Source organism: Novosphingobium sp., from assembly GCF_036803765.1.
Lineage (GTDB): Bacteria > Pseudomonadota > Alphaproteobacteria > Sphingomonadales > Sphingomonadaceae > Novosphingobium.
Genome location: NZ_DAIRTS010000004.1, coordinates 128,208 through 154,798 on the forward strand (window position 1 = coordinate 128,208; position 26,591 = coordinate 154,798).

The 26,591-nt window shown below is 64.3% G+C and carries 20 protein-coding genes; 5 read left to right on the forward strand and 15 right to left on the reverse strand.

Annotated features, from left to right (window positions below; genetic code table 11):
* Positions 1–55: 55 nt before the first annotated feature.
* Genes V7Q48_RS03990 through V7Q48_RS04005 form a run of 4 tightly spaced genes read right to left on the reverse strand, consistent with a single transcriptional unit; the run spans position 56 to position 5,071 of the window.
* On the reverse strand, positions 56–1,156 hold the full coding sequence (locus tag V7Q48_RS03990; RefSeq protein WP_333836411.1) for an LLM class flavin-dependent oxidoreductase: 1,101 nt from the start codon (positions 1,154–1,156) through the stop codon (positions 56–58).
* Positions 1,153–2,061, reverse strand: a complete 909-nt coding sequence (locus V7Q48_RS03995; RefSeq protein WP_333836412.1) for an aldo/keto reductase — start codon at positions 2,059–2,061, stop codon at positions 1,153–1,155. Before V7Q48_RS03995 ends, V7Q48_RS03990 begins: the two co-directional genes overlap by 4 nt.
* Complete coding sequence (locus tag V7Q48_RS04000) at positions 2,058–3,071, reverse strand: LacI family DNA-binding transcriptional regulator (RefSeq protein WP_333836413.1); 1,014 nt, start codon at positions 3,069–3,071, stop codon at positions 2,058–2,060. Before V7Q48_RS04000 ends, V7Q48_RS03995 begins: the two co-directional genes overlap by 4 nt.
* On the reverse strand, positions 3,068–5,071 hold the full coding sequence (locus tag V7Q48_RS04005) for an alpha-glucosidase (protein WP_333836414.1): 2,004 nt from the start codon (positions 5,069–5,071) through the stop codon (positions 3,068–3,070). Before V7Q48_RS04005 ends, V7Q48_RS04000 begins: the two co-directional genes overlap by 4 nt.
* A 218-nt stretch (positions 5,072–5,289) precedes the next feature.
* Here V7Q48_RS04005 and V7Q48_RS04010 point away from each other — a divergent pair, with 218 nt between their 5' ends.
* Complete coding sequence (locus V7Q48_RS04010; protein ID WP_333836415.1) at positions 5,290–7,686, forward strand: TonB-dependent receptor; 2,397 nt, start codon at positions 5,290–5,292, stop codon at positions 7,684–7,686.
* A 350-nt stretch (positions 7,687–8,036) separates the two neighbouring features.
* Here V7Q48_RS04010 and V7Q48_RS04015 read toward each other — a convergent pair whose 3' ends face one another.
* Positions 8,037–9,266, reverse strand: coding sequence for an MFS transporter (locus V7Q48_RS04015; protein WP_333836416.1), 1,230 nt, complete (start codon positions 9,264–9,266; stop codon positions 8,037–8,039).
* A gap of 176 nt (positions 9,267–9,442) precedes the next feature.
* On the opposite strand from V7Q48_RS04015, the gene V7Q48_RS04020 reads away from it, so the two are divergent.
* Positions 9,443–10,543 (forward strand): YeiH family protein, encoded by a 1,101-nt coding sequence (locus V7Q48_RS04020; RefSeq protein ID WP_333836418.1) that lies wholly within the window; start codon positions 9,443–9,445, stop codon positions 10,541–10,543.
* Positions 10,544–10,580: 37 nt separating this feature from the next.
* Here the strand turns inward: V7Q48_RS04020 and V7Q48_RS04025 are convergent, their stop codons facing one another.
* The 10 genes from V7Q48_RS04025 to traA all read right to left on the reverse strand — a co-directional run bounded on the left by V7Q48_RS04025 (position 10,581) and on the right by traA (position 25,428).
* Positions 10,581–11,816 carry a DUF2252 family protein gene (locus V7Q48_RS04025; protein WP_333836419.1) on the reverse strand — a complete coding sequence of 412 codons (1,236 nt, stop codon included), beginning with the start codon at positions 11,814–11,816 and terminating at the stop codon, positions 10,581–10,583.
* A 459-nt stretch (positions 11,817–12,275) separates the two neighbouring features.
* Positions 12,276–15,437 (reverse strand): type I restriction endonuclease subunit R, encoded by a 3,162-nt coding sequence (locus tag V7Q48_RS04030; RefSeq protein ID WP_333836420.1) that lies wholly within the window; start codon positions 15,435–15,437, stop codon positions 12,276–12,278.
* Positions 15,438–15,454: 17 nt separating this feature from the next.
* Positions 15,455–17,296, reverse strand: a complete 1,842-nt coding sequence (locus V7Q48_RS04035) for a DUF262 domain-containing protein (RefSeq protein WP_333836421.1) — start codon at positions 17,294–17,296, stop codon at positions 15,455–15,457.
* Positions 17,293–18,030 (reverse strand): abortive infection family protein, encoded by a 738-nt coding sequence (locus V7Q48_RS04040; protein WP_333836422.1) that lies wholly within the window; start codon positions 18,028–18,030, stop codon positions 17,293–17,295. Before V7Q48_RS04040 ends, V7Q48_RS04035 begins: the two co-directional genes overlap by 4 nt.
* Entirely contained in the window at positions 18,027–19,289 is a 1,263-nt protein-coding gene (locus tag V7Q48_RS04045; protein WP_333836423.1) for a restriction endonuclease subunit S, read from the reverse strand. The genes V7Q48_RS04040 and V7Q48_RS04045 overlap by 4 nt, the downstream gene beginning before the upstream one ends.
* 14 nt (positions 19,290–19,303) lie before the next feature.
* On the reverse strand, positions 19,304–19,633 hold the full coding sequence (locus V7Q48_RS04050) for a nucleotidyltransferase domain-containing protein (RefSeq protein ID WP_333836424.1): 330 nt from the start codon (positions 19,631–19,633) through the stop codon (positions 19,304–19,306).
* Positions 19,620–20,051, reverse strand: a complete 432-nt coding sequence (locus tag V7Q48_RS04055) for a nucleotidyltransferase substrate binding protein (protein WP_333836425.1) — start codon at positions 20,049–20,051, stop codon at positions 19,620–19,622. The genes V7Q48_RS04050 and V7Q48_RS04055 overlap by 14 nt, the downstream gene beginning before the upstream one ends.
* On the reverse strand, positions 20,041–21,615 hold the full coding sequence (locus tag V7Q48_RS04060) for a class I SAM-dependent DNA methyltransferase (RefSeq protein WP_333836426.1): 1,575 nt from the start codon (positions 21,613–21,615) through the stop codon (positions 20,041–20,043). The genes V7Q48_RS04055 and V7Q48_RS04060 overlap by 11 nt, the downstream gene beginning before the upstream one ends.
* Before the next feature lie 130 nt (positions 21,616–21,745).
* Entirely contained in the window at positions 21,746–22,462 is a 717-nt protein-coding gene (locus V7Q48_RS04065; RefSeq protein WP_333836428.1) for a DUF6118 family protein, read from the reverse strand.
* On the reverse strand, positions 22,459–25,428 hold the full coding sequence (traA, locus tag V7Q48_RS04070; protein ID WP_333836429.1) for a Ti-type conjugative transfer relaxase TraA: 2,970 nt from the start codon (positions 25,426–25,428) through the stop codon (positions 22,459–22,461). The genes V7Q48_RS04065 and traA overlap by 4 nt, the downstream gene beginning before the upstream one ends.
* A 182-nt stretch (positions 25,429–25,610) precedes the next feature.
* Between traA and V7Q48_RS04075 the strand changes: the two genes are divergently transcribed.
* From V7Q48_RS04075 to V7Q48_RS04085, 3 genes are all read left to right on the forward strand, one after another.
* Positions 25,611–25,943: a conjugal transfer protein TraD gene (locus V7Q48_RS04075; RefSeq protein ID WP_333836430.1), complete on the forward strand. Its 333-nt coding sequence runs from the start codon at positions 25,611–25,613 to the stop codon at positions 25,941–25,943.
* A 16-nt stretch (positions 25,944–25,959) separates the two neighbouring features.
* Positions 25,960–26,175 carry a conjugal transfer protein TraD gene (locus tag V7Q48_RS04080; RefSeq protein WP_333836431.1) on the forward strand — a complete coding sequence of 72 codons (216 nt, stop codon included), beginning with the start codon at positions 25,960–25,962 and terminating at the stop codon, positions 26,173–26,175.
* Between the two features lie 76 nt (positions 26,176–26,251).
* Positions 26,252–26,419, forward strand: a complete 168-nt coding sequence (locus V7Q48_RS04085; RefSeq protein ID WP_333836432.1) for a hypothetical protein — start codon at positions 26,252–26,254, stop codon at positions 26,417–26,419.
* Positions 26,420–26,591: the final 172 nt, after the last annotated feature.

The following is a 26,591-nucleotide window of genomic DNA, read 5'->3' on the forward strand; positions in this document are numbered from 1 at the left end:
TGCTGCACCCCTATCCCATCCGGGGCAGGGGTGCAGCATCGGTCGGAGGCAAGGGTCAGATGGTCAGCGGGCCATGGCTGATGTGCGGCAGCACGTGGCGTGCGAACAGGTCGGCTTCCTGCGCATGGGGATAGCCCGAGAGGATGAACGCCTCGATCCCTTCGGCCTGGTAGGCGCGCAGCTTGGCCAGGACCTGGTCGGGCGTGCCGACGATCGCCGCACCGCATCCCGAGCGGGCACGGCCGATGCCGGTCCACAGGTTGTCCTCGACATAGCCGTCGTTGCCCGCGGTCTGGCGCAGTTCGGCTTGGCGCTGGACCCCGAAGTTCTTGGCATCGAGCGACTGCTCGCGGATCGCGCGGCCGGCCTCGTCGTCCAGCTTGGACAGCAGGCGGTCGGCGTAGGCGCGGGCCTCCTCCTCGGTGTCGCGCACCACGACATGGACACGGTAGCCGAACTTCAGCGTGCGGCCGAAGCGAGCAGCGCGGGCCTTCATATCGGCGATGGTCTCGCGCACCTTGTCCATCGTGTCGGGCCACATCAGGTAGACGTCGCAGCCCTCGGCGGCGCATTCGCGCGCCTCGTGGCTGAGGCCACCGAAGTAGAACGCCGGGCAACGGCCCGAGATCGTGCTGATGCGCGGCGGGTCGAGCTTGAGCTGGTAGAACTCGCCCTCGTGGTCCAGCGATTCCCCGTTGAGCAGTGTGCGGACGATCTTCATCACTTCGGTGGCGCGGGCATAGCGCGCGGCCGAGGTGATCTTCTCGCCCGGCATGTCGGACGAGATGATGTTGACGTTTAGGCGCCCGGCGGTGCCATCGGCATTGGGGCCGAGGATGCGATCGAGCGTGGCGATGCGGCGCGCCAGCTGCGGCGGCCAGTCCTCGCCGATGCGCGTCGCCCACAGCAGCTTGATCCGGCGCACCTGCGTCGCCACCGCCGCGGCGAAGGCGGTGGTGTCGAGCCCGAGGCTGTAGCCCGAGGGCAGCAGGATGTTGTCGAAGCCACCTTCCTCAGCGCGCATCACGATGTTGCGGCAATGCTCCCAGCTCGACTTGAGATAGGGATCGTGAACGCCGAGAAACTCGTAGTCATCGTCGCAGAGCGCGGAAAACCACGCGATCTCGCACTGTTGCTGGGGGGTGATGTCGCTCATGGCAGCTTCTCTCCTCTCGCGGCGACGAGCACCGCATACCATTCTTCCCGGCTCCATTGCACCTTGAGGGCCTCGGCCCCCTCGGCGATGCGGGCCGGGTTTTGTGAACCGATGATGGGAATGATGCCGGCGGGGTGCGCCATCAGCCAGCTGTAGGCGGCGACGGTGCGCGACACGCCCTGCGCGGCGGCGACGGCATCGAGCGCGGCGGCCACGGCCTTGTTCCGCGCGCTTTCCGGGGCGGCGAGGCGCCCGCCGCCGAGCGGCGACCACGCCATCGGGGTGAGGCCGAGCATCATCGCCTGGTCCAGCTCGCCGTTCTCGAAGCAGGTGATCCGCAGCGGGCTGATCTCGGGCTGGGTGGTGACCAGCTTGGTGCCGAGGAAGTGATTGAGCGCGGCGGTCTGCGCCATGGTGTAGTTCGACACGCCCAGCGCGCGCACCTTGCCCGCGGCCAGCGCATCGTCGAGCACGCGCGCCACTTCCTGGGGGTGGGCGAGAATGTCGGGGCGGTGGATCTGGTAGAGGTCGATGGTATCGACCTTGAGGCGGCGCAGCGAGGCATCGATCGCGCCGTTGAGGTAGTCGGCCGACTGGTCGTAGGGCAGCGGCGGCATGATCCCGCCTTTGCTGGCCAGCACCATGCGATCGCGCAAGCCCGGCTCGGCGGCCAGCACCTCGCCCAGCAGCGCCTCGGCATCGCCGAAGCCGCCGGCGCCGTCGAAGCCATAGATGTCGGCGGTGTCGAGGAAGGTGATCCCGGCGTCGAGCGCGGCATGGACCAGCGCTGCGGCCTCGGCAGCGGTGCGGCCGTTCTCGGCGAGGCGCCACATGCCCCAGGCGATGGGCGACACGGTCAAGGGCCCGAGCGTGCGGGTGGCGGGGGGAAGGGGTAGCTGGCTCATGGGTTCTTCCTGGATGGCGCCGCGACGGACGCACGTTCGACGAGAGTGTGGGGCAGGCGGCGATGGGTGATGTCGCCGCCGGCGATGAGGATTTCGGTGGCCGTGCGGGCAAGCTCGGCCATCGGCTGGTGGATCGTGGTCAGCGCCGGCCAGACGGTGCGTGCCAGCGTCGTATCGTCGAAGCCAGCGACCGAAAGCTGGTCGGGCAGGGTCATGCCGCGCCCATGCGCCACCGAGAGCACACCCGCGGCCATGTCGTCGTTCGAGGCGAAGATCGCGGTGGGCGGGTTGGGCTGGTCGAGCAGCAGGGAGGCTGCCGCCGCGCCGCTCTCGAAGTCGAAGGCGCCGGGCATGACCAGCTGCGGCTCGAACATGATCCCGGCGCGGTCGAGCGCGCGGCGATAGCCGAACAGGCGATCATCGCTCGCCATGTGGTTGGGATGGCCCTTGACGAAGCCGATGCGCCGGTGCCCCCGGTTGATAAGGTGCGTGGTCATGTCGTCGGCCGCCTGGGCATCGTCCATGAACACCGACGAGGTCAGCGCGTGGTTGGTGCCGGGCGAAATCCGCACGAACGGGACATCGAGCGCGTCGAGCGCCTGCAGCACGCCGACGCAGTCGGTGACGGGCGAGGACAGGATGATCCCGTCGACATGCGTCTCGCTGACGAGGCCGCGCACTTGTTCGCCAACGTCAGGATCGGCGACGTCGACCGGCTGCGCGATGAGGCGGATGCCGTTGGCCTTGCAGAAGTCCCAGCACCCGGTCTGGATCTGGAACATGTAGTAGGGGCTGTGATTGTCGTAGATCAGCGCCACCTGGTTGGACTTCGACCCGCTGAGGATGCGCGCGGCGATCGAGGGGCGGAAGTCCAACTCCTGCATCGCCCGCTCGACCTTCTCGCGCATCGCGGTGCTGACGTAGGGGTGGCCGTTCAGCACGCGGCTGACCGTCTTCACCGCCACGCCGGCGCGCGTTGCCACATCGCGGATGTTGGCCCTCTCGCTCATTCGATCCCGATCTCCCTCAGGCCTGCGAACAGCGCGGCAAAGGCGCTGTCCGGGCGGTAGAACACGGGAGGATGCCCGATGGGCGCGGCGATGTCATGCGTGCCGGGCGCGAAGTCCTCGCCGCTCCAGACATGGCGCCACGGCCCCGTGCCGGGCAGCACCACGCGGCGGCGCGTCGCGCCTTCCTCTATCACCGGCGCCACCATGAGGTCGGCGCCATAGAGAAACTGGTCCTGCACGTCGTAGAGGTCCGGCTCGTCGGCATGGTGCAGGAACAGCGGGCGCTGCACCGGCAGGCCGGTCGCCACCGCCTCGTCGCACAAGGCGCGGACATAGGGCGCGAGATGCGCATGGACCCGGCTCCACCGGGCGAAACAGGCGAGCAGCTCGGGGGTGGAATCGTACTGCAGGTTGTCGTCGGGGCGATTGCCCTCGTGGCTGCGCAGCACCGGGGCGAAGGCGGCCAGCTCGCACCAGCGCAGCATCAGCTCCTCGCTGCGCACATTGCCGTGCAGTGACGTGTACCCGCCGCAATCCGAATGGCTGTAGGCGTTGCCGACCAGGCCCGCCGACAGCGCGCCGGTGACGACCGTGCCGATCCCGTCGTGGCGCGTGAAGTCGACCGACTGGTCGCCCGCCCACAGCAGCGGGCAATGGCCCGACACGCCGCTGAAGCCGGCGCGCATGAAGAACACGGCATCGCCCTGCCGCCCGCGCATCGCCAGCGCGCGGTCGTTGACCCTGGCCCACAGCACTGGCCACAGGTTGTGCGCCTCCATCGCGTCGATCCCGCTGGCCAGGCGCACGTCGGTCGGCAGGTATTCGCCGAAGTCCGCCATCCAGCCGTCGATGCCGATGTCGAGCATCTCCTCGCACAGAATGCGGCGGGCGAACCACTCGCACGTCTCCTCGCGGGTGAAGTCGAGCACGCCGCAATCGAACTCGCCGAAGTCGACGAGATAGGGCTCGTCGGCATCCAGCCGCCGGCACAGGTGCCCGCCGTCGCACGCTTCGCGGTACAGCACGCCGTCGACCGCGAGGTAGGGGTTGGCATAGGCCAGGAAGCGGATGCCGCGCGCATTCAGGTCCTTGATCCGCGCGGGCAGGTCGGGATAGCGGGTCTCGCTGCGCTGCCAGTCCCAGAACAGGCGGCGCCCGAAGCTGGTCTCGCGGATCCCGGCCCAGTCCTCGCACCACAGCCCCGACACCGCCGTGCCCGCAGCGATGAAGGTGTCGAGCCGGTCGAAGCTGCGCGTGCCCTGCTTGAGGCCGACAATCGCGCCGCCGATCGCCCAGTCGGGCAGCGGGGCAGGGCGGCCGAAACGGGTGGAGAGCGCGCTCACCAGGTCGCGCGGGTTGTCGGCGGCAAAGATCTCGAGCCGCGCGGTGGGGGCCCAGACCTCGACCGTATGGCGCGCCGGGTGGGTGAAATCGAGCACGCTGTAGACGCTGGCATCGAGGTGTACCGCCAGCCAGCGCGAGGTCAGGAAGGTCGGCTGCGGGTAATTGGTGTTCCAGTAATCGCCGCCGGCCATGCCGGTCTCGTCCATCAGCCGGGTCAGCGCGGTCGACTTGTCGCGGCCGACACCGGGCTCGCTGGTCCACATCGGAAAACGGCGGCCATTGAGCGCCAGATAGCTCATCTGCTCGCCGCCGCCCCACACGGCCTCGCCCGCTTCGGCATGAAGGTGCAGCCACAGCCGGTCGTAGCCGGGCAATAGCGACGTCACGGTCACTGCGGCGTCGTCGATCATCAGCCTGGCGACGGCGGCATCGCCATCCAGCAGGTCGATCGTGGTGTCGTCGATGCAGGCCCAGCCGGTGGGGGTCACGGCGTCGAACGGCGCATCCTCGATGCAGAAGTTGCCGCGCAGCATGGTGACGTCGCTCTTGCCGCGCGCCATGACCAGCGCAGGACAGGCCGGGCCATGCCGCAAGACCACATGGCCGTCATGCTGGATCGAAAACTCGGACTGATCGCCGCTGATTCGCACTTTCATCGCGCTCCCGCACCCCGTCTTTACCCGATCCGGCGGGGAATTGCCCAGATTGCCGGATGGCGCGGCCGTCGTTCGGCCTGCGGTATGACACCGCTTGACATATCCAGCGCCGAACGGCAAATCAACCGTCAATCGCGGCATTTCAATAACGCTATGCGAAACCTGAATGGGTGGTATGGGGCAAATCCGTCCATCCTGCAGGGGAGGAGAGAGGACCCATGAGAGTGAAGTATTGCAGCCTGCTGACGTTGCCGCTCCTGGCGCTGGTTTCCGCGCCGGCCATGGCGCAAGAGAGCGCCCCTGCCCAGGCCCCGGCCGAAGCCGCACCGTCCGCCGAAATCGTCGTCACCGCACAAAAGCGCTCCGAATCGCTGCACAGCGTGCCGGTCGCCGTCTCGGTGGTCTCGGGCGCCGCGCTCTCGGCCGCCGCGCGTCCCAGCCTGGAAACCGCAGCTCAGCTCGTGCCCGCGCTCAACTTCCAGAAGTCGGGCACCACGCTCAACCAGACGATCTACCTGCGCGGCGTCGGCACCGCGACCTTCTCGATCGCGGGCGAACCCTCGGTCTCGACCGTCGTCGACGGCGTGGTCTATGCCCGCTCGGGCGAGGCGTTCAGCGACCTCGTCGACATCGCCCAGCTCGAAGTGCTGCGCGGCCCGCAGGGCACGCTGTTCGGCAAGAACGCGTCGGCCGGCGTTATCAACATCACCAGCCAGATGCCCAAGAACGAGTTCTCGGGCAGCGTCGATGCCAGCTATTTCGAGGGCAACGAATGGCGCGTGAAGGGCACGATCAATGCCCCCCTCGGCAAGGACTTGTCGGCTCGCGTCTCGGGCTTCGTCAGCCAGTACGACGGCAACATCTACAACCAGGCCAGCAAGTCCAAGGTCAACGGCTACAAGCACGCCGGCGTGCGCGGCCAGCTGCTCTATGACCCGGGCTCGGCGATCAAGATCTACGTCGCGGCCGACTATCACCGCAACAACGACGACTGCTGCGCCGACATCATCGCCACGGGTCCGCTGACCGCTGCCGGCGCGCCGGGCACCAGCCTGGCCTTCAACGTGCTGCCGACGCCGCGCGGCACCGACACGCGCGAGATCAACCAGGACCTCGTCACCCGCACCCGCGAAAACGGCTGGGGCGTCTCGGGCCAGGCCGACATCGAGGTCGGCACGCACACGCTGACCAGCATCACCGCCTATCGCGTGTGGAACAACACCGAGATCCGCGACGGCGACTGGCTCGACCGCGCCTATGTCGGTTTCAACCAGCTGCACGACACCGGCCCGCAGCACTCGACGACGTTCAGCCAGGAACTGCGCCTGACCTCGCCCGCGAACCAGACGCTCAGCTATGTGCTCGGCGCCTATTACTCGCGCGCCTTCTCCGAGCGCGTGTTCACCCGCCGCGACGTGGTCTGCACCGCAGCGCCAGGCGCGCCCACCGGCGTGCTGATCCCCTGCGGCGGCGTCGGCGCCAACCCGTCGACCTTCCCGACCGCCACCGCCGACTTCGGCTCGACGTTCAAGAACGTCGCGCTGTTCGGCCAGGCCACGCTGCGCCTTGCTGACAACGTCCGCGTGGTGGGCGGCCTGCGCTACACGCATGACGAGCTCGATGTCTTCCACAAGCGAGCGACCACGCTGACCGGCCCCGGCATCAACGGCAACTTCGACCAGGGCGTATTCAACGCCTACAACGCGCTCGTCGCTGCCGGCGCGACGCCGACCGCCGCCGCCAGCGCCGCGATCGCCTCGTCCAACGGCGTGCCGTTCCGCACCAGCACCAGCAACGACAACCTGTCGGGCAAGGGCGTGCTGCAGGTCGATCTCAGCCGCGCGGTCATGGCCTATGCCAGCTACGCCCGCGGCTACAAGGGCCCGGCCTACAACATCTTCTTCAACCTGACGCCGACCGGCACCAATTCGATCTCGCCCGAAACCTCGGACGCGTTCGAAGCCGGCCTGAAGAACAACCTGTTCGGCGGCGCGCTCTCGCTCAATATCGCCGGGTTCTACGCCAAGTATCACAACTTCCAGGCGAACAACCCCGATCTCGTGGCGGGCGTAGTGGTCACGCGCTTCACCAACGCCGGCGAAGTCTCGACCCGCGGCGTCGAGGCGGACCTGACCTGGCGCGTCGGGCCGGACACCTCGGTCAACGGCGGCATGGCCTACACCGATGCCCACGTGAACAAGTTCTTCGCAGCACCTGGCGCTGCCTCCACGGCGATCATGCCCTCGGGCACGCCGCTGGCCTATGCGCCCAAGTGGAAGGGCTCGCTCGCCGTGGATCACCGTGAGCGCACCGGCGGCTCGGTCGACTTCTTCGTCGGCGGGCAGGTCAACTTCCAGTCGAGCCAGCTCTCGCTGTTCTCGACCGACCCGATCCAGCGCCAGTTCGGCACGATCGGCGCCTATGCCCTGGCCAACGTCCAGGCCGGCATCGTCGCGCCCGACGACCACTGGAAGCTGACGGTGCAGGTGCGCAACGTGTTCGACCAGTCCTATGCCGCCGCCATCATCAACGGCGGCCCGGGCGGCAGCTATCGCTACCAGATCCCGCGCGACGCCGACCGTTACACCGGCGTCTCGGCCAGCTATCGCTTCTGATCCCTGCCGAACAGGGTACCACTCAGGGGCCGCACCAGCGATGGTGCGGCCCCGTTTTTGTGCGGGTTATTTAAGTGCGCACCCCTCCACCCCCGGCTACGCCGGCGGTCCCCCTCCCCACGATGTGGGGAGGATCGCGAGGGCGCAAAAAAGATCCTCCCCATCAAGGATGGGGAGGGGGACCGCCGCGCAGCGGTGGTGGAGGGGTTTCAGGCCCCGGCCTTCCGCGATCCGGCCTTAGGCAGCCGCCTCTCGGCCCCACGGCGTCGGGAGGATCGCATGGACGCAAAAAGATCCTCCCCATATAGGATGGGGAGGGGGGGCCGCCGCGCAGCGGTGGTGGAGGGGTTTTAAGCCTCGCCCTCCGCCGCGACCATCACCGGCACCACCAGCCTGATCCAGCCCAGCGCGAGGAGGTAGGCCGCGCCGCAATAGGCGAACATCGGCAGGTAGCCGAAGCCGTTGGACAGGGACCAGCCGGCCAGCTCGATCACGCCCATGCCGGCCAGGTTGCCAGCCACGGCGCCCAGCGCGATGACACTGGCGACGCGTGCGGCGGGGACGATCTCGGTCGCCATGCCGAAGATGTTGGTCGAGAAGCCCTGGTGCGCGAAGAGGCCGCAGCCGATCAGCAGCGCGGCGATCCACACGTTGTGGGTCAGCAGCGCCAGCGGCATCGCCAGCACGACCAGCGCAAAGAACAGCATCGCCCGCTTGCGCGCGGCATCGAGGCTCAGGCCCCGGGCGCGCAGGCGCGGCATCAGCCCGCCGCCGGTCAGCGCTCCGCAGCCCGCGAGCGTGAAGACCAGCGCCACCGGCCAGCCCAGCTTGGCCTGGCTCACCCCGAACACCCGGTTGAAGAAGTCGGGCATCCAGAACAGCACGAACCACCAGACGCCATCGCTGAAGAACTTGGCGCCGATGATCGCCCAGGTGCTGCGTGCGCGCAGCAGCACGCCCCATTGCACCGGCGCGCGCTCGGGCGCGGCGACCACCGGCTCGAGATTGCGCGTCCCCCACCACCAGGCGAGGAGCCACACCAGCCCCAGCGCCCCGGTAACGATGAAGGCTGCCTGCCAGCCGAAAGCCACGGCGAACGGCGGGATGATCAGCGGGGTGAGGATCGCGCCGATGTTGGGGGCGGTGTTGATGACGCCCAGCGCCTGGTTGCGCCGCTCGGGCGGGATGTAGAGCGTGGCCGCCTTGACCCCGGCGGGCGTGCTGACCGTCTCGCCCACCGCCAGCACGACGCGCGCGGTGACGAACTGCTGGACGTTGGCGGCAAAGGCGTGGGCCATGCCCGCAAGGCTCCACACGGTGACCGCCACGCCATAGGCGACGCGCACCCCCAGCCGGTCGATGAACCAGCCAACGAAGACCAGCGCAGTGGCGGCAGCGAACTGGAAGGCGGAGCCGAGGTGCGCGAAATCGCCGTCATTCCACTGGAACGTCGCCTGCAGTGTCGGCTTGAGCAGCGCGACGACCTGACGGTCGACATAGTTGAGCGCGTTGCCGGCGAACAATAGCGCCACCAGGCCGATCGCCATGGCCGACGAGGCCTGCCTTGCTGCGGGTTTCATGCGCTCTCCCTCTTTCGCGGACGCGGCGGCATCAAAGCCGCGGTAGCCCCGCCCGTCCTTTGGCCTTGCACGATAGCGGCTTTGCGGGATAAGGAAAGTCCAATATGACACCGTAGGACATAACGGTCACGCCATGGCGCGTCAGCCGGTCCTGCCCAATGAGAAGCCGGGGAAAGATGCACGAAACGCCCGATCCGTCGCTCCGCCCATCGACGCCGCCGCCCTTGTGGGCCGGCGACCTGTTCGGCGAGACGCAGCTGGTGGAGGCGCCGCCGGCGCCGCCGGCCCGCTGGCGCCAGCTGGTGCCGGGGCTTGCGATCAGCGGGATCGTCAGTGCCGCCGCGGCCTGGTTCAGCGATCACTACGGCATGCCAATCATCCTCATGGGGCTGATCCTGGGCCTGGCGATGCAGTTCGTCTCGGCCGACCCGCGCACCGGGCCGGGGCTGGAATTCGTCGGGCGCCGCTGCCTGCGCTGGGGCATCGTGCTGCTGGGCTTCCAGGTCACGCTGATGCAGATCGGCGCGCTGGGCATCGGTCCGTTCGCGGCGCTGCTGGTGGTCATGGCCGCCGCGATCGCCGCCGCGCTGATCGGCGCAAGGCTGGCCGGGCAGAACGTCGCGATCGGCATTCTTGCGGGCGGCGCCACCGCGATCTGCGGCGCCTCGGCCGCGCTGGCGCTGTATGGCGTGATCGGGCGCGAGCGGGTGAGCCAGGCCCAGTTCACGCTGACCCTGGTGGTGGTCTCGATCGCCAGCGCGCTGGCGATGATCGCCTATCCCGAGATCGCGCGTCTTGCGCATTTCGACGCACGCCAGGCCGGTTTCCTGACCGGCGCGGCGATCCACGATGTCGCCCAATCGATCGGCGGGGGCTATGCCGTATCGAACGCTGCCGGCGCCGCGGCCACGGTGGTCAAGCTGACCCGCGTCGCGCTGCTCGGCCCGCTCGTGGCGCTGGCCGCCGTCGCCATCGGCCGGCTTGATCCGCGCGGTGACGACGGCTCGCCGTGGAAGGCATTGGCTCTGCCGCCCTTCATCCTCGCCTTCCTCGGCCTGGTCCTCGTCAACTCGTTCGTCCCCGTGCCCGAGGTCATCAGCGCCAATGCCCTGATCCTGTCGAAGGGCATGCTGCTGCTGGCCGTGACCGCCACGGCGATGCGCACGCGCACCGACCTCATCCTCCAGCTCGGCTGGTCGTCGGTCATGCCGGTGCTCGCCGCGACGGCGACCTCGTTCGTGGTCGCGTTCCTGTTCGCCTTCCAGGCGATCAGCTGACGGCTGGTGCGGCGCGAGCGGCGCACCCGCTGTTCGCTCAGGCCGCGCGCTTGCCGCCCAGCGCATAGGCCCGGCAATGCTCGAGGTAACCCGCCTCGTGCAGCGCGGCGAGTTCCACCACCGCGCGCCATAGCCAGCGCGGCGCATCGAGCGTCGGACCATGGCTATCGGCCAGCGTGGCGTGCCACTCGGCGCGGGTGCTTACATCCATCTGACGGGCATGGGCCTTGCCCACGACACCGGCGAGATAGCGCGCCGAGGCGATCGCTTCCTTGCGGCTGAACTGCTCGACCTCGATCTTGAGGTCCTGCGGCATCAGCTCGCGCACGAAGACCGACTTGCCCAGCATCGTCCCCGCCGCGATCCGCTCGCCAAGGTTGGGCGATAGCGCGCGCGCGCCGGCGACCACGCGGTCGGCCGGGGTATCGGGCATCGTCACACCGGGCGCGTGCGGCGCGACGCTGGCCACCGCTTCCTTGACATCCATCAGGCCGAGCCGTTCGCGCCCGTCTCCGTTCTCGTCGTCGCGATCGCGGATGCCGACGAGCACGGCATAGCGCACGAGGCCGAGCGAACTGCAGCCCTTGCGCCAGTAGGCCGCGTCATGGATCGTCAACACGCTGTCCTCGGGCGAGTCGAAGGCGGTCATCGCCAGATGCCGCACCGCCGGCTCCTCCATCAGCGCCATGAGGGCTGCGCGCTCGTCGGCGGTGATCGGCCAGTATTTGCGGCCGAGCGGGATCGTCGGCCGGGCATCGGCGATGCGCTCGCGCGCCAGGTGCTTCCACCGCCGCCGCATCGCCCGGCGCCGCACCACGCGCACCACGGTCGATTCCGGCTCGGGTACGGCGGCCGGCGCATCGTCGGCTTCGGGCAGGAAGGCCGCCTCGTAGGCATCCGCCATGGCCTCGATCATCGCCGCCGAGACCACGCCGGGCAGGTCCGATCCGCGCACCGCGGTCTGCAGGCTGAGCGCCAGGCGCACGAGATCGTGCGCAGGATTGCCGATGACCGTCTGGTCGAGATCGCGGATCTGCATCGCCACCTCGCCGCGGGAATCGGCCAGCGGGCCCATATTGCCCAGGTGGCAATCGCCGCAGATCCAGATCGCCGGACCCTGCGGAATGGCGTCGGCGACGCTCGAGGCGTCCAGCCACTGATAGAACCGCGCGGTATTGCCCCGGACGTAGGCATGCGTCGACTGCGCCATCTTCAGCTGCCGCGTCGCCGTCAACACGGCCTGCCGCTCCTGCGGCTCGGTATATTTGCTCATCCGGACATGTTCCAAGTTCGCGCGGCAGCCCGCGTCGGATCCCCAGCGCGAAATGGTGCGCGCAGGCGAAGGTTCCCGGCAATGGGCGGATGAGGGCGGCGTGCCGCACTGTGCTGAAGGTAAAGCATCGAGGATCGGGAGAGCACCGGGAGGTGCTGATGGTGCCGCTTACAGGACCAGTTTTCGTCCAATAACGCTATGAATTAGCTAAACTTTCAACAAGACCATACGCCAATTCCCCACAGCACGCAACTTTTGCCCGTCTAAGAGCCTATGTCTGAAGGCCATTTACGGTTAACACGATGATCGTAGCACCTGCATAACATCGCTCCCCGCAATCGTCAGTGCACTATTCAGCACGTGTTTTGTGCCGCCGAACTCCGGAAAGCGCTACGCCTCGCAGCTGACTTTGGGACGTCGGCACGCAGACGCAAAGTTGGCTCTTGAATGCCGGCGAACTCATTGCCAGTGCCCGGCAAGCAATTCAGCCTGTTGTAACACTGTTTGCACCGCAGCATCCTGCAGGTCTGGGGGATAGCCGTACTTACGCAAAATGCGCTTCACCAGAACACGCATCCTCGCACGGGCGGATTCTCTATGTGCCCAGTCGACGCTGGCATTGGATTTGAGGCTGGATACCAATTCTTCTGCAATTACCTTTAAGCTGTCATTGCCCAAGATTTCTGCGGCGCTATCGTTGTCAGCCAGCGCGTCGTAGAATGCCTCTTCCTCGGGCGTCAGACCTTCGGCCTCGCCCCGCGTCTGCTGCTCGCGGATTTCGCGGGCCAGTTCGATCAGCGTTTGCAGCACCTCGACGGTGCTAATGGCATTGGTGTGGTAGCGCGCGATAGCTTCGCTCAGCCGTTCGGAATATTTTCTGCTTTCGACCACGTGGGTTTTCGAGCGAGAGCGGATCTTGTCTGCCAGCAGCTTTTTCAGTGCCTCAAGCGCCAGATTGGGTCGCTCGGAATTCTTCATCTCAGCCAGAAACTCGTCCGACAATATCGAGATGTCTGGGGATGTCAGGCCCGCCGCTTGCAGGATGTCGATGATTTCGGTGGTGACGACTGATCGGTCGATCAACTGCTGGACGGCAAATTCTCGCTCTTGCGTCGTCTTGCCAGTGCCGGAGCTTTTCACCAGGGCCGCCCGGATGGTCTGATAAAAGGCAACCTCATCGCGGATGGCTTTTGCCTCATCACTAGCGGCGGCCAAAGCGAAGGCCTTGCCCAATGCAAGAACGGCATCCTGAAACCGGCGATGCGCCGCCTTTTTGGCATCGTCCGAGGTTTGGTGCAGCGCCTCTTCATGCTGGCGCGCTAAGATCCATTCGATAGCCTCCGCCAGACATTTGAGGCGCTGGGCAGGTGTGCCTTGAATGCCGGGCGCGCAGTCAAACCCGTGGAACATAGCCTGTGCAATGTCGAAGCGTTCAAGCATGACGCGGATAGCCATGGCTTCGTCGATGCCGACCTGTTCCTGATCGGATGGGGAGTAAATCCCCAACGCCGCCTTCAGGTTCTGGGCAATGCCGATGTAATCGACGATCAGCCCGGCTTCCTTGTCGCGGAACACGCGATTGACGCGGGCAATGGCCTGCATCAGCCCGTGGCCACGCATGGGCTTGTCGATGTACATCGTGTGCATGCAGGGCGAGTCAAAGCCCGTGAGCCACATGTCGCGCACGATGACCAACTTGAGCGGATCGCCCACTTTGCGCGCCCGTTTGGCGAGATCATCGCGCCGCTTTTTGCCGCCGATATGGCGCTGCCATTCCGGCGGATCGGACGCGGCGCCGGTCATAACGATTTTGATTACGCCTTCGGCGTCATCGTCCGAATGCCAGTCCGGCCGCAAGGCGATGATTTCGTCGTAGAGAGCCACGCAAATGCGGCGGCTCATACACACCGCCATCGCTTTGCCATCCATCGCAGCAAGGCGGTTTTCCAGATGTTCCACCAGATCCGCCGCGATCAGCTTCAGCCGCTCCTTTGATCCGACCAGCCTTTCAACCGCCGCCCACCGCGCTTTCAGCTTCTCGGAATCCCGCTCAGCTTCGTCCTCGGTCAGTTCCTCGATCTCGGCATCGATCAGCGGTATTTGATCCTCTGGCAGCTCGATCCGTGCCAGGCGGCTTTCGTAATAGATCGGAACCGTGGCCCCGTCCTCCACCGCGCGGGAGATGTCGTAAATATCGACATATTCGCCAAACACAGCGGGCGTGTTGACATCATCGGTTTCGATCGGCGTTCCGGTAAAGCCGATGAACGAGGCATTGGGCAGTGCGTCACGCAGATATTTGGCATGGCCATAGGCGCGCTTGCCGGTCTTGGGATCAATCCGGGCGCGAAAGCCATATTGCGACCGATGCGCTTCATCCGCCATAACGATGATGTTCTGCCGGTCGCTGATCGCGGGGTAGGCATCCCCATCGGCGGGCGCGAACTTCTGGATCGTGGTGAAAATCACCCCGCCCGAAGCCCGATCCAGCAAGGCCTGCAAATGATCGCGGCTTTCGGCCTGAACCGGTTTTTGCCGGATCAGGTCACTGCACATCGAAAACGTGCCGAACAGCTGATCATCCAGATCGTTACGGTCGGTGATGACCAGCACCGTGGGATTTTCCAGCACGGGATGGCGCACCAGAAGCCCAGCGTAAAAGGCCATCAGCAGGCTCTTGCCCGAGCCTTGCGTGTGCCAGATCACGCCAATCCGCCGGTCGCCCTCAGAGCCTGTCCCCCGCGCGGAAGGCAGCGCGCGCAGTGTGGCCGCAATCGCATTTTGCGCGGCGAAATACTGGTGATAGCCCGCCACAATCTTGGCGATGCCGTTGCCCGTATCGCCAAACACCATGAAATCGCGCATCAGGACCAACAGGCGCTCACGATCAAACACGCCCTTTAGCAAGACCTCAAGCTCGGGCAGCCCCTTGGCGGCGATGGTCGCGCCGTCCATCGTCCGCCACGGCATGAAACGCTCTTCGTCGGCCGTCAGCGAACCGGCCCGCGCCACCAATCCATCAGAGATCACCAACAACGCGTTGGTGTGAAACAGCGAGGTGATCTGCTGCTTGTAGGTCTGCAACTGGTTGAAAGCGCCATCCATCGTGGCGTTTTCGTCGCCGGGGTTCTTCAGCTCCACCACGGCCAGCGGCAGGCCATTGACGAAAAGCACAATGTCTGGACGGCGATTATGCCCCGCCTCGATCACGGTGAACTGGTTGATGGCCAGCCAGTCGTTGCTGTCTTTGCCCGTTTCTAGCCCGTCGAAATCGATCAAACGCACCCGATCGCCGCGGATCACGCCATCCGCCGCGTGATATTCCACCGGCACGCCTTCGACCATCATGCGGTGCAAACGCCGGTTTTCTTCGACCAGCGATGGCGTTTGTGCGGCCACCACCTGACGCAGGGCATCTTCGCGCGCGTCTCCTGGCACATCGGGATTGAGCCGCGCCACCGCCTCCCGCAGCCGCCCCAGCAGCAGCACATCGCCATAGGCAGCCCGCTCTGGCCGCGCGCTGTCTGGCGAGACATCATTGCCATAGGCCACCTGCCAGCCCATCTCGCCCAGCCATTCGAGCGCGGCTTCCTCGACATGGGATTCGGTGAGCTTGGCCATATTCAGTGTTCTTCCCGTCAGCCGATAAGATCGTCGTAATTCACATGGGGCTCCACATGCCTGAGGCCCCACACATCCAGGGCAGCATCAGCATACCATTCTTGCCGCTTGCGGATGGTCTCGGCTGTCCATGTTGGGCTTGGGTCGAGCTTTTTCATGGCCCGCGTGATCTGATCGTTCACGCCTACCTGCATCAGTTCGGTTTGGCACCGGGTCAGGAGGAACTGCGAATTCGGGTATTGCGCGGCTTTCACGGAATAAGCGGCGTTACTCGCCACGATGTTTACAGCCTTCTCCAGCAGCACAAAATTGCCGAGACTCTCGATCAGATTGATATCCTTCGCGCCGTCGCCAAATTCTGCCTGCGCGGCTTCATCCGCCCCCCGCGCGAGGATGTGCTCTACTTCGACCTTCGAGACGAGATAAGGCCCCAGTTGGTCTTTGCCGGCAGCCCCGTATGCCTGAATGTCGAAATACTGGGTAAACTTCGCGAGGAGATATTTCAGGCGAAACTGCCGAACATTCCAGCTCTTCAGCGTAAGCACGGCTTGGCGAAACCGTTCATGATAAAGCGATTTCTGACCATCGACGAAGCTGGTGATGAAGGCATCCAGATCGGCATCGGTCTTCACTTCGCGCAGGGCTTTTGTGCCTTGGGCGATGGCGCGTTCATAATCCTTGGTCAAAACGCCAGCAATCAGCCAGACGCACATCACCTCTTCAATCGCGTTGCAAAGTCGCGTGAACCGTTCACCGGTCAAATGCCGCCCAGCCAGTAGCAGGATATGATGTTGCTTGATGGCACTGCCGCCCAGCGCCCTGGTGTTGGCCAGCCCGTTTTCCAAATGGCCCTGCTGGTTCTTGAGCGTGGCGAAATTGGCATAGTCCAGCGCCGCTTCCTTGAGCCGGACAGCGAAGCCCAGCGGATCGCTGATATGGTTGGTCTGATCGTTGGTCTTGACCAACCAGTTGTAGATTTCCTCTTCGCGGATTTTGGCGTCACGCACGTTGAAATTGGCGAGGATGTAATAGCGCAGGAAGCGTAGCGGCTTTTCAGCCGCGCCATAGAGCGTCTGTGTCAGTGCCTTCCACTCATCCTTCAGCTTGCGGAATTGGTCCGCCTTGGCATTCATGAATAGCAGATTTTTCAGCAGGTCCATCGCGTCCAGACCGACGCCGCGATCATTGATGGTCTCAAAAATCTTGAGCGCCCGGCTGACATCCGGGGTCTGAATGCGGATCAGCTTGACCTTGTTGGTGAAATAGCCGTGAAAGCGCCTAACAGCTTGCGCATCATCGCCAAACTTGTCCTTCAGAAACTCGCGAATGGCGGCATAGGCATTGGCCAGATTCCGGATCGAGCGCGTGCCGTCCTTACGCGCGTCATAGCCCTTGCCTTCGCCGTATTCGGCCATCACGCCCTGAGCGTCCTCATATTGCAGATCGAGGCGCATCCGGTTGACCGTATCTCCCTGCCAATCGGTGCTGCTGGACGAAATCTGATCTGACAGCGTGGCCGGTGTTTCAGCGCCAAGAGCGGCCAAAGCATCGCGCAATGCGCACAGCGTTAGGAAACTAGTGGTAGTGCGCTGCTGCCCATCGATCAGATCGAGCACACCGTCCTTGTCGGCGCAAACCACGATCGTGCCGATGAAATATTCCGGCGCATCGTCCTTGGTCGCTTGCTCGAATTCGCCAAAAATATCCTGCAGGAACTGCTCGACCTCGTCGCCGCGCTTGCCCTCGGCATCCTTCTCGCCCCAGACGTATTCGCGCTGGTAATCGGGGACCTTGTAGAAGGACTGAAACACCTTGGCGATGCTCAGATCTTCGGAATCAATGGTCTTGAAGGCAGTCAACTCTCGTCCCCCTGATCGCCCACAGCTGTTGCTTCCCTACATGCCAGCAATGCAGCGACATAGGCTTCTCGGTCAAATTCAAATAGTAAGCGAGATGCTTCGATCGTCAGGTTAATTGCATCATCATTTGGTAAAACGATGCTGATGTCTACTGCTGCGTCGAACTCTGACTCCGCAGCCGCTACGGCAACATTGTCGTCGATCAGCTTGTTCGCGTCAGTGAAACGCTCGTATGGCTCACGGGTTCGGATCAATTCAGGCTGCCGCTCGATGTATGCCTCGTGTAGAAACGAGATGATTGCATCAGCAGCCAATACGCTTGCTCGTCGCTGGTGCGCACTCAGCTTGGCGATGAATCCGTCTTTACCGTGGCTCATCGTTCCGGCCTTATTCCTCAGATCACCAAGAGTTGTTCCCAGCTTGTGATACTGGGAAATCAGCTTCTTGAAGGCCTCATCACGGACCTGATCCAAGTGCAAAACGCGCACGGCGGCAGCAAGCCATTTTCCGAAGTCCGGGTTTTCATCCTTCGGCTTTACTGGAGCGATTGGGTCATCAAGTTCATCGACCAACAGGCGGCAGGCACATTCAACCATGGCCTTGGCCGCATCGACGCAAGCGTCATTCTCGGCGTTAAACTCGTCTTCAAGCGCTTTGAAGGTCTGCTGCAGGGTGGGTGCGTGACGCCAATAGTCACAGAAACTGCGGATACCCACATACCAGTCTGCGCTCATCGTGATAAGCCAGCAACGTCTTCAGCATCACGCACGCGAATTTCGCCAGACATAAGCTTGGGCAGCAGCAGGTCGCGGGTTTGGGCGAGGGTGCGGGATTCCAGCAGATTGGAGAGGACGCGATCTTGGAGCGGTTGCATCACCTGACCAAGTGCCGCCAACGTGCCTGGAGGTGGACACATGGTCATTGCAGCGCTGAGGTGGCCTCTTTGAATATGGCCCATCGTCGTTGCCTTTGACGCTGCAATTGACTGGAATTCTTCGAGATGGTGCCAGACCCACTGGCTGAAGAACCAAGCCGGAAATTCGGCTGAGCTGACCTTGAACAAATGTTGATTGAGCGCACCACGCCCTTCGGTCCAAAACTTTGCCAGAAGGCTGCCCGACCAAGAAAACAGGAAATCCTCATCCTCGATCACATACTTTTGCGGCACATCCAAAGACGCGCGATTGGAATTGGCAGTGATACCAGATCGGAGTTCCGCAATCTTAATCACGGGCAGGCTCGGCATCCCCGGCTGGGCAGGAAATTTCTGCAATGCCAAGCCGTTCAGGAACTCCGCGATCGTGTCCAGCGGGCGCTCTTCCCACCCCTCCGGTTTGCCTTCGGGGTCGAGGGTGGCGGGGAAGAGGTTCCAGAGGTCGGGGACGAGGTAGGCGGGGGCGCCGGTCTGTTTTGCGCGAGTGGGACCGAAATCGACGAACCAGTCGCGGAACAGCGCGCGCGCTTGGCGCTCCAGCGTCGCATTCATCCGCCGGTTCAACTCTATCTTGTCATCGAGAGCCGCCAGCAAATCAGCGATCCGAAGTTGCTCCGAGATCGGAGGGATCGGCAGCTCGAAATTCGGAACATCGGCGCAGCGCAAGCTGTCAAAAATTGCGCCCACATTGTTAAATTTGGCGATTTGGTCCCACCAATAGGGGCTGGACGCAAGCCATCGCAGGAATGACAGTGCAACCGTTTGGCCATCGGCCCGAAGCAGAACCAAATTTTGCCCCAAGGCGAACTCTGTATCGTCCAGCACTGGTGCGATTACGCCGGGATTGGTACGCCGCGACAATACGATATCATGCCGTTGAGGGCGGGCCTTTCGTGTCCACTCGATGAAGTCTGCACGCGAGATCTTGCGAGCTCCATCAAAGTCGAGGCGACCATCTTTCATCTGCGGAATAGCGATGTAAGGCAGGCCAGCAGTCATGGCCGCTGGTGTCGCGTGCACACAATCGATCAGCGCGACACCGGCTTGCGCGAGTGTCATTGTTGGCCACGCCATCACACCCGCCCCCGCTGCAAGAGCACATAAGCCTGCTCGATCTCGCCATGAAAGCTGGCGGGCAGGTGCTGCCACAGATGCGTGTCAACGATGATGGGAATGGCGCTTTGCTGCAAGGCGTCCTTCAGATCGAGCCAGCCTGCGGGCTGCTCGTCAAGGGCAGATGGGCGCAGCACGATGTCCAGATCGCTGCCCTCATGCGCGCCGCCGCTTACCCGGCTGCCATAGGCCCAGACTTCGGTATCGGGCACATGCGCCTTGAGCAGATCCTGCAAACAGGCCAGCACGCGCGGCGGCAGATCGAGCCGCGCCAGATCAACCTGCGGCATCGAACACCTTTTGCAATTCGACCGCAAGGCTGCGCACATCGGCCAGATAGTCGGGCAGCAATGTCAGCGTTTCATTGGCAAATTGCGCGCCATAATCATGCGCAGTGCTGTTGCGGTTGGCGCGATAGGCCAGCCAGCGCTCCACCGCCGCCAGATCGAATAGGCCATGCTTGCCCGCCTGCCGCAACACATCGTTGAACACCAAGCGATCCACCCCGCGCGGATCGCCGGAATAGGCTTTCAATGCCTTGCGCAGCAGCTTGCCCGCTGTTTCCAGCGAGAGTTCGAAGCTCTTGATCGCGGCGTTGCGGTACAGGTCATATTCCACGCTTTCCGGATCGAGCGGCTTGTTCAGCGCATGGAGCGCCTGTTCCAGCGTGGCAGCGGTGCGCAGCAGGTGTTCGACATTAAGCGCCATGCGGCATCTCCACTTGCGCCAGCTTTTCACGGATCAGCGCGGTCAGTCGGTCGCTTTCCTTGAACTGCGCCTCCAGCGTGGTTTGCAGTGCGGCAAAGCGTTCGGGGAAAGGCGTGTCGTCCTCCTCCACCTCTTCTGCCCCGACATAGCGGCCGGGGGTGAGGACATAGCCGTGCCTGGCGATTTCTTCCGTCGTGGCGGAATAGGCAAAGCCGGGGACGTTTTCGTAGCCGTCTCCATAGCGCCATGCGTGGTAGGTATCGGCGATCTGCTGGATGTCCGCATCGCTCAATTCGCGGCGGGTGCGATCGACCATGTGGCCCAGCTTGCGCGCATCGATGAACAGGATTTGCCCGCGCCGGTCGCGCAGCTTCTGATAGCGGCCAACGCCGTTGGATTTGTCCTTGGCCAGAAACCAGATGCAGACGGGGATCTGGGTTGAGTAAAACAACTGGCCGGGCATGGCGATCATGCAGTCGATAACATTGCCGTCGACCATGGCGCGGCGGATCTCGCCCTCGCCATTCTGGGTGGACGACATCGAGCCATTGGCCAGCACCACGCCTGCCGTGCCGGTGGGCGAGAGGTGATGCAGGATATGCTGGAGCCAGGCGAAGTTGGCATTGCCCGCAGGCGGCGTGCCGAATTTCCAGCGGCCATCCTCGCGCAGCCGTTCGCCGCCCCAGTCCGAAATATTGAACGGCGGGTTGGCCAGCACGTAATCGGCGCGTAGGTCGGGCAGTTCGTCGCGGTGGAAGCTGCCGTCGTTGTTCCACTTGATGTCGGCATCGATGCCGCGCACAGCCAGGTTCATCATGCACAGGCGCCAAGTGGTGTGGTTCGATTCCTGCCCATAGACGGCAATGTCACCAATGCGGCCGCCGTGGCTCTCGATGAACTTTTCCGATTGGACGAACATGCCGCCCGAGCCGCAGCATGGGTCATAAATGCGCCCGCGATAGGGTTCGAGCATCTCGACCATGGTGCGCACGACCGAGCGGGGCGTGTAGAATTCGCCGCCGCGCTTGCCCTCCGATCCGGCAAACTGGCCGAGGAAATATTCATAGACCCGACCCAGCACATCGCGGCTTTGGCCATCGGCCTCCTTGAACCCGATGTCGGAGATAAGGTCGATCAGCTCGCCCAGCATGATCGCGTTGAGCGAGGGGCGGGCGTAGTCCTTGGGCAGAACGCCTTTCAGCGTTGGGTTGACCTTCTCGATCCCCAGCATGGCGTCGTCGATGATCTTGCCGATGCCGGGCTGCTTGGCGCTGGCCTGAAGATGCCACCAGCGCGCCTCTTTGGGCACCCAGAAGACGTTGTCGGCGCGGTATTCGTCCTCATCCTCGACGCCTTCGGGGTATTCCTCAAGCAACTGGGCGCGCTTGGCCTCAAAACCATCCGAAATGTGCTTGAGAAAGATCAGGCCAAGAACAACATGCTTGTAGTCGGAAGGCTCCATTGTCCCGCGCAACTTGTCAGCCGCCTTGAACAGCTCCGCCTCGAAACCGAGGTCGCCGCCCTTGGCTTGCCCTTTCGTTGTCTTTGCGAGTTTTTTCGCCATGTGCCCCTTGCTCAATGCGGTGGTGTCAATCTTGCTCGCGAGTAGCAAGCGTAGCGGTGCGATGCCAACCTTAGGTGCAAATGAGCAATCCGGCATGCGTGATTATTCAGTGGGGAAACCAGAGGCGCGCCTAGCTTTGCGGATCGCTTACCGAGATGGAGCAACTCACGCCCTTTCCGACCTTCGCTGCACGCTGCTGACAGGCCTCCAGCGCCTTAGCGTTGCTCGCCCAAACGCTGGCAGCGTCCCGCAACGCGCTCCACCGCTGCGGATCGGACACCTGCAGCATCCGCTCGCCAGCTGACCAACCATCACGCTGGAGCAGGCTGGCAGCACGCTCCTCCGGCCAGTGCCAGCCTTCTGGCACCGCCCGGTCAACGACGTCCGGAACAGCCCAACCCAGCAGGAAGCCCGCCATCACTCCGATGGCCGCTGCGACACCCAGCCAGCGTAGTTGCTGAAGCCCCCTCAGGATGGATTGCACGATGTCGTTGATCGTGAGGACGGTGCGATCCAGATCGATCCGCGCAGCGCCGAAGTGCTGTCGTTCAACCTCACTGGCCCTGGCCGTGGCATGATAGATCTGGCCGGCAATGGCCTCGGGCGTCAGCTGCAGCGCGGGACTGCTGGCCAGCGTCTCGAGCGCGGCTGCCGCGTCGTCCTGGCAGGCATGGATGCGGGCCAGGTCCTGTGTGTAATCGCGGCTGTGCAGTTCCTGCTGCCGGGCCGCAAAGCCCTCGACAGCCGCAACGAGGGCGGCAAGCTTGTGGGTCATCGCCTCGAACGCCACTTCGGGGCGGTCGAGGTCGGCCTGGGCGTTTGCGCGGTTGGCGGAATTGTTGGTCATAGCCCCATCCCCCGGTCCCGCCCACGCTCGAGCGAGTGAGTGAGTTGCTGGGCGATCGACCTGGTCCTCGCGGCATCGCTGATGTCATGGCCGCTGACGCCCGGCGACCATTCCCGCGACCATTGTTTGCCGATGAGCTGGTTCCCCCGCTTGCTGAGGGCATTGCCCAGTTCGTGGTCCTTCTCCAGGCCCTTGGCCATGGCGCGCATCTGGCCTTCCACCTGCTGGCGCGCTTCGCGGTTGCTGCTGCCGTTGAGACGGCCCCGCTGGTCCTGAAGCTGCTGCCAGGACTCGACGAAGCGATCGGCGCGCAATTCGGGATTGGCGCGGATCTCGGCTTCAAGCTGCATGGCGCGAACGGCACTGCCGGTGCGGCCGGCGGAGGCCTCAGCCATGAGGCTCGGATTGCGCTGGAAGACGGTGTCGAGATCGCGAGCGCTGCCGCCGGGCAGCGCATCGAGCGCCTGGGCGGCGCGGGCCTGCGCCGTCTTCTGGTATTCGAGCGCGGGGAGCTGCTGTCTGGTCATGCGGTCGATCTCCGCCGTGGCGCGGGCATAGCGCTCGACCGCCTGGTCGAGGCTGGGCTTGGCATCAATGTGCTGCGCTGCTGCCAAGGCCGGCTTGGTGTGTTCGTGGGCTGCCTGCTGGCCCTGGGCCGGCGGCCGGGCAAAGCTGGGCACGCTGAGCCGCAGCCCGGCAAAGCGCCCCTGCTTGCGCTCGGGTTCTGCGCTGGCTGGTGGTTGCAGGGCCGGCTCGGCTTTGCGTTCCTGTTCCTGAGCGGCGTAATCGCGCGCCATGTCCTTGGACCGGTCGCGCGACAGCCGATCGGCCAGCCGCTCGCGGTCGGCAAAGTCAGTCCTGGCGTAATGCAACTCGACATGATCGCGATGTCGCGAGAGCGCGACATAAGCGCCATGGCGATCGAGCCCTGGCGTGGCCAGAACATGGACCCGGTCAAGCGTGGCCCCTTGCGCCTTGTGTACGGTGGCGGCGTAGCCATGGGTGAGGTCGGCATAGTCCTTGTGGTCGAACGCCACGGCGCGGCCATCGTCGAGCCGCACCGCCATGCCGGTGCGATCAACCCGCTCGATGGTGCCCAACATGCCATTCTTCACACCCAGTTCGCGTTCGTTGCGCAGGAACATGATGCGGTCCTGCTCGGCAAACAAGCGCATGCCACGGGTGGTCTCGACCGCGACATCGGCGCCGAGCGTGCCATGATCGCGCAGGCGATCCCGGGCCTGCGCATTCAGTTCATCGCATTCTGCATTGGTATGGGTGAGTATAAGCCGGCTGGCCTCGGGATGGGCCTGCCGATCGGCATCCCAGCGCTCGATCAAGGCATCGCGCGCCGATTCGCGCGTGCGTGATTCGACCACCAGACCGGCCGCGTGATAGGCTTCGATGGCCTCGCCCGTCCGGCCGGTGGCGAGCTGCCGCGTGGCATCGCGCTGCCACTCCTCGGCCTGCCGGCGCACTTCGGTAATCTCGACCGCGCCATGCCGCTCGGCCATGCTGCGGAAGGCCGCGCCGGATTCAATCGCCTGGAGCTGCTGCGGATCGCCGACCAGCACGACCTTGGCGCCTTGCTTCTCCGCTTCGCTGATCACGCGTTCCATCTGGCGCGTGCCAATCATCCCGGCTTCATCGATCACCAGGATCGAGTTGGGCCTCAGGATTTCGCGTCCCTGCGCCCACTGGTGCTCGAGACTGGCAATGGTGCGCGAGGCAATGCCCGAACCGTTTTCCAGGTTCTCGGCGGCAATACCGGAGAGGGCAATGCCACGCACCTCGTAGCCGGCTTTCTCCCAGGCTTCGCGGGCCACACCGAGCATCGCGCTCTTGCCGGAACCGGCATAGCCGATCACGTTGGCAATACCGCTACCGCCGGTGACATGCGCGAGCGCATGGCGCTGCTCGACCGACAGCACCAGGCCACGCGCCTCAGCGCGGTCCAGCGCGGCTGCCAGATGGCGCGCCGGCACGCCATGATAGCGGTCAGCGTCGAGCCTCGCTGTGGCCACCTCGAGCCGCTGTTCGGTCTCGAGCATGGCGCGCGAAGTGAAGCGCTCTTCGCCGCGTCCATCTGGCCCCAAGCGCACCAGATCGGGCGAACTCCACACCGCCGCCAGCACGGCGTCGAACTGGTCCTTGCCCTCGCTGTGGCGGTGCACGAACGTGGCAAGGTCGCGCGAAGTGAATGTCGCCTGCTGATGGGTGATGGCATCGAGCGCAATGCCGGGGTTTTCGAGGATCTTTTCGCCATTGCTTCTGGCGATGGCAAAATGCTCTTCCAGCCGCTCACGTACCAGGCCTTCCTGTGCCATGCGTGCGGCGGCCGGTCCGATCTTGTTCTGAGGCTCGAGATCGATGCCTTGGGCCTCGAGACTCCGGTGGTCGATCCGCGCGTCGATGTCGAGCTGAGCCAGCCGGCCATTGACGTGCTCGGCCCAGGCTTCGCGCCAGTGGGTCAAGAGCTCGGTCTTGTTCCACTCGCGCACCTTGGGGCCGAAGCCGTTCTCGCCAACTTCGCGCATGCTCAACATCACATGGGCGTGCGGTTTGGCGAGGCCGTCTGGTCCGACATCCCAGTGCACATTGAGATCGGCGACCATGCCGCGATCGACGAACTCCTTCTGCACAAAGTCCCGCGCCAGCTGGATGCCATCGGCCTGGGTCATCTCACGGGGAATGGCGAACTCGATCTCGCGTGCCAGCTGCGCGTCCTTGCGCACTTCGACCGCTTCGACGTCGTTCCACAGCTTCGCCCGATTGCGCCATTCTTCCGGCGCGCCGTCGGGCAGCATGACTTCGCTGTGCACGACGCCGGTCTTGTTGGAGAAATCGTGGTGCCGATCGAGCCGCTCATCATAGAGCCGAGCGGCGGAGCGATAGGCAGCGGCAGCCACGGCGCTCGAGCCGCCACCGCGCGAAACAACTTTGGCCGAGAAGTGATAGATCGCCATGGCGACGCACCAGATACGCCTAAAAGCGCACGTCGGCACGACGTATAAGCGCGCCCTCAAAAGATTTCATCATTCTCGGGACGGCGAAATCCCATGAGGTTTCAGGGAATTGGCATTGATCGTCAAGGCCGATAACTGGAAGTCCTCACGGCGCAACAGATCGCCGTCACAGGACACCAGACATGCGCAAGCCCCGCAACTATGACGAGGACCTCAAGGCCCTCACCGCCAAGGCCAGGCAACTCAAGGCACGCAAGCAGAGCCAGCTCGGCGAACTGGTCGAAGCGACCGGCGCCGACAACCTCACCATCGAGGAACTGGCCGGTGCGCTGCTGTCGATCGCCGCCATCACCGATCCGCAACGACGGGAGGCATGGCGCAAACGCGGCGCTGCGTTCTTTTCTGGCGAGCGGGCCGAACCAGCATTTGCCCAACGCACTGGCGACGACGCGCAACCAGCAGCGCCGCACGACGAGCGCCCGTCATCGCCTGGCGCTGCAACAGGCGCGCCATGACACGCGGGCCTGGCAGGTGAAACGGAAAGAGCGGACACGGCAACTGATCGAACTGGGCGGGCTTGTCGCCAAGGCTGGCCTCGTTGAACTGACCGACGATGATCGTGCCGTGATCCTCGGGCTGCTAGTCGAGGCGTCGGCAAAACTGCGTGTCGACGAGACCGGCATTCAACTCGCGCTGTGGCGACGACGCGGCAAGCGAGCTTTTGCCGATACCCACGACACAGACTGAGCAACCGGCAACACGCGTTCAACCATCCATCGCCAGCAAGTTGCCCCGCGCCAGCCGCGTCGCCATAGGGAGAAAAATGGACGACAAGACCAAGACCCGCATTCTCGGCGTGATCGAACGCGCACCGCAGTGGCTTCGCAACGATCTGGCCGCCAAGGATCCAGCGGCTCGCGCGCGTGCGGAAGAGGCGCTGGTGGCGATGTTGGTAGATGCGATTGGAGAAAGTCAGGCGGCGGCCGACTGAATAGCAGCGCCAAGCAAGTAGCCACGGCGCGTCGGCACATCCTATAATGCAGCGACACGGTGGCGGCAGATAGCAGTGCTGACGACCGCACGGCTTGCCGAATGTCAGCCGGACATCAGGCACGACCTCGTCCGCTCAAATCACCACCTCGTATCGTAACCTTTGGCTGGCT